General features: G+C 71.4%; 3 protein-coding genes and 1 tRNA gene. 1 reads left to right on the top strand and 3 read right to left on the bottom strand.

Features of this window, described 5'->3' with window-relative positions:
• The first annotated feature begins 206 nt into the window (after positions 1-206).
• Positions 207-287, top strand: a tRNA-Leu gene (locus AC08OX_RS15680).
• Positions 288-373: 86 nt separating this feature from the next.
• Here the strand turns inward: AC08OX_RS15680 and AC08OX_RS15685 are convergent.
• Genes AC08OX_RS15685 through AC08OX_RS15695 form a run of 3 tightly spaced genes read right to left on the bottom strand, consistent with a single transcriptional unit; the run spans position 374 to position 3809 of the window.
• Positions 374-1753 carry a site-specific integrase gene (locus AC08OX_RS15685; RefSeq protein WP_476608495.1) on the bottom strand — a complete coding sequence of 460 codons (1380 nt, stop codon included), beginning with the start codon at positions 1751-1753 and terminating at the stop codon, positions 374-376.
• Positions 1750-2034 carry a helix-turn-helix transcriptional regulator gene (locus AC08OX_RS15690; RefSeq protein ID WP_476608496.1) on the bottom strand — a complete coding sequence of 95 codons (285 nt, stop codon included), beginning with the start codon at positions 2032-2034 and terminating at the stop codon, positions 1750-1752. The genes AC08OX_RS15685 and AC08OX_RS15690 overlap by 4 nt, the downstream gene beginning before the upstream one ends.
• Before the next feature lie 29 nt (positions 2035-2063).
• Positions 2064-3809 carry a replication initiator gene (locus tag AC08OX_RS15695; RefSeq protein WP_476608497.1) on the bottom strand — a complete coding sequence of 582 codons (1746 nt, stop codon included), beginning with the start codon at positions 3807-3809 and terminating at the stop codon, positions 2064-2066.
• Positions 3810-3867: the final 58 nt, after the last annotated feature.

Below are 3867 nucleotides of genomic sequence, written 5' to 3' on the forward strand. Positions count from 1 at the left end.
TTATCAGACGCCGATTCGACAACAGCTAACAGCCCCGTGAATGGCCCACTACGAAGGTTCGTGGCCGGGCTGGGGCAGCCTCCATGGCTACCCACGGTCGTCCACGGTCGTCCACGGTCGTCCACGGTCCCGGCGAGGATGCGGGGCATGACCCGGCGGGAGGCGGGGCGCCCCCCAGGTGAGGCGGTCGCTACTCTGGAGGTGACGCGGGAGTGGCGGAATGGCAGACGCAGCAGACTTAGGATCTGCCGCCTTCGGGCGTGGGGGTTCAAGTCCCCCCTCCCGCACCCGTTGAACGGCAGCGTTCTCGCAGGTCAAACACTCGCCCACCGTTCCCCCTCCGATCGTTTAGGCCAGTTTGGTCACGGATTGGTCACGCCCGAGCCGTGGCCGGGGTGGACGGTCGCGGTGTACGCGGGCCAGTGGCCGGACGGCCGGACGCAGGCGAGCCCGGTTCCCCGCCCTCGTCATCATCCGGGCCGTCATCATCGCCCGGGCGGTCGGAGTCGTCCGGGTCGGTCGCGCCGCCGTCGTCGGGCCGGTCCGCCTGGTCCTCGTCGGCCTGCCCGCCAGTGCCGAGGATGAGCCCGGCGACGACTTCCGCGGCATCGGAGTGCATGCCGGGCAGAACGTGACTGTAGATCTCCAGGGTGATCGTGATGCTGGCGTGCCCCAGCCGCTCGGAGACGACCTTGGGATGCACGTTGCTCGCAAGCGCCAGGGTTGCCCAGGTATGTCGCAGGTCGTGGAGCCGGATGACCGGCAGACCGAGGCGCCCCACCCACCGCAGGAACGCCCGGGAGATCCGTTCCGGGTGCATCGCCCGGCCGTCCCAGTGGGTGAAGACGAGATCAGCCTCTGGCTCCCTGCCGAGCAACACCAGTTCCTTCAGCTTGCGCTCCCGCAGATCACGCAGCGCCGTCACGGTGGCCACATCCAGCGCAATGACCCGCGTGCCGCGTACGGTCTTCGGGTCGCTGAACACCGGCACCCGGCCGGTGCCGGACGTGGTGACGTCGACGAGCGTCCGGCGGATCGAGATGCGCCCCGCGTCCAGGTCCACGGCCGACCAGGCGAGTCCCAGCGCCTCGCCGCGCCGCACGCCGGTGGTGGCAAGCAGCAGCCACAGGGCGTAGGTCGGTTCCTCGCGGGTGGCGTCGAGGAAGGTCCGGAGTTCGGCGTTCGTCCAGGTGCAGATCTTCGTGTGCCGGTCGGCCTGGGCCTTCCGCCGCGGCGGCTTGGTCCGGTCCGCCGGGTTGCGTGGGATCAGGTCCCATTCGACTGCCGTCTTCAGCGCACCCCGAAGGATCGTGTGGATGTAGAGCACGGTCCGCGGCGACAGCCCGTGCCCCCGGGCATGGTCAGCCCGGCCAGCCCGGAGCAACTCGGCGTAGAGGGCTTGCAGGGTAGCCGTGTCGAGGAGCTGGAGCCGCACCCCGCCGAGCCGGGGCAGGACATGCAGCCGCAGGTTCCGCCGATAGGACGCCAGGGTCGACGGCCGCAGCTCACCCTCGACTGCCGGAAGCCAGCGGGTCTCGATGAACTCCCGAACGGTCAGCCGGGATGGCTCGACATACGTGCCGGCCGCGAGCTTGCCGAGAAACTCCGTAAGCGCTGCCTGTGCCGCCTTCTTGGTCGCGAACCCACGCCGCCGAGCCTGCCGACGCGGCCCACCCGCTGCGGTGATGTCGACGACGAAGAACCACCTGCCGGAAGCGTCCTTCCGGACGCTGCCCTGACGGCCGGCACTCACGAGGCCGCCCGCCGATCGACGCCGAGCAGGTCGAGCAGCGCGACGGAAGGGATGCGGATCTTCCGGCTGGACAGCCGGATGACCGGAGTGGGCCACCGGCCGTCACGCACCATCTCGTAGGCCGCGGTCCGCCCGACGCCGAGGATGCGCGCTGCCGTGGGCAGGTCGAGCACGGCCGGAAGCCGGTAGAGGTCGTCGAGGGTGACGCCGTCGCCCTCACGTGGCTCCGCGGAGCCGGGTAGCGCCCGCACGGTCTGTGTATGGATCATTTGCTCAGACATGGGCAGTGCTCCAGTCGTGATAGCGAGGGTCAGGCCGCGTCGGAAAACCGTGGGGGACTGGTTGCCGGAAGATGACTCCCGCCAGCGGTGGCACGGGCGGCCGGGGGACCCGGCGCATCTTCGATGGGCCGGGCACGGAGTTGAGCGCGCCAGGCGTGGCGTTGGGCGACCGCGTGCAACAGCAGGTGTTCGCGGCGGGGCGCCGCTGGGTCGCCGGGGCGCAGGAGGTGCCAGGCCGTCCGGTCCGGGTTTGGCTCGGCACCGGAACCGGCGTCGCCGCCGAGCGCTTCGAGCTGCTGGCGGATGAACGCGATCCGGTCGTGACGGTGGTCGGTGAGGGTCTTGCCGGACCATCGGCGCGAGACCAGCACCCGCCGGCCGCCGAAGCCGAGCGTCTCCCGCCGGTGCGCCTTCCCCTTGCACCGCCCCGGGACGAGGCCGGGCCGGGCGCTGCGCGGCTGGACGCCGTAACGCAGCCAGTTCGCGCAGGTCGGGGAGCACGGCTCGTGCCGCAGGGCATCGGCGAACCGGTCGACGTGGGCCCGATGCGCGTCGCTGGCCAGGTCATGGCAGGCGTCAAGACTTTTGGTCAAATACTTGGTGAGGTAGCCGATCATCCGGCCGGTCTGCGTGCTGTTCGCGGTCACGCCGTCCGCGCGGAGCTGCGGGCCGAAGCGGACGACGTGGGCGGGTTCGTCGTGCTCGCCGATCGCGTCGAGTGCGTCATCCCAGGCCGCCAGGGGCAGGCCGGTGTCCGGGTCGACGTAGCCGCCGGCCGCGTCATCCCAGACGGGCACGTGACCGTCGAGGTAGACCGGTTGGTCGGACGGTGGCCACCACACCTGGTGGTAGGTGGCAGCCGCCACCAGGCGCAGCATCGCCCGCGGCACGGTCCCGCGGATCGCCGCGTGCAGGTGGGGCGCCAGACGGCGTTGCGGTTCGAGCGCGGCGAAGTACTGGACGTCCCAGCCGACCGCCCGGCGCAGGTTCTGCCAGAAGCGGTCCAGCAGCTTCGGGAAGTGGATCGCGTCCCGCGCCGCCCGCCGGTAGTCGTACGAACTCGGGTCCACCGGGGTCCCATCCGAGCGAACCCGGCCGTAGCTGTCGCAGGTCAGCGTCAAGAACATCGACGGCCGCCACACTGTGCCGTCCGGGGCGCTGAACGTCCGGCCGACCGTGCGCCGCTCCACCGGCAGCCGAGGCAGGTCGGGGGCATCCTGCCGCCGACGCGTCGAGCGGCTCCGGCGAGGACGATCACGGTTCTCCGGCGCTGCCTTCCCCCGCACGCCCAGTGCGTTCAGCTCGTCGTCGACCTGGCCGATCAGCTCGTCGATCTCCCCGACCTGCGCCAGGTCCCCGGCCGCCTCCACATCCGCCCGCGCGGATTCGAGGTCCGCGCGCAGGGAGGCAAGGGCCTTGGCCTCGTCGGTGGGCGGATCGGGGGCGGGCAACGGTTCGTCGTCGAGGTGCCAGCCGGTCTTGCACTGCGCCATCCGCAGCCGGCGGGCTTTCTCCGCACACGGAGGACATGCCGATGCCAGGGTGGCGCCGCAGGGAACGGGGATGATCTGCGTCTCGCCGGTGTCCAGGTTGGTGCGGCGCATCGGCATCGGCCGGATACACACGCCGTTCTCCAGCGCGACGGCTTCGACGACGTGGCGGGCGAGCGGCATCCGCATGCGCGCCGCCCGGGAACCCGGACGCTCGCTGCCCCGGTCAGGGTCCGGGGTGGCGGCGGCCGGGGCGGGGTCGGGAGTGAGGGACGAGACGGTCACTCGGGTGGTACCTCCGGTCAGACGAGGGGACGGGTAGCGGTGGTACCGCGCCGGTCAG

It is taken from the genome of Frankia sp. CoBUL1 (assembly GCF_978021245.1).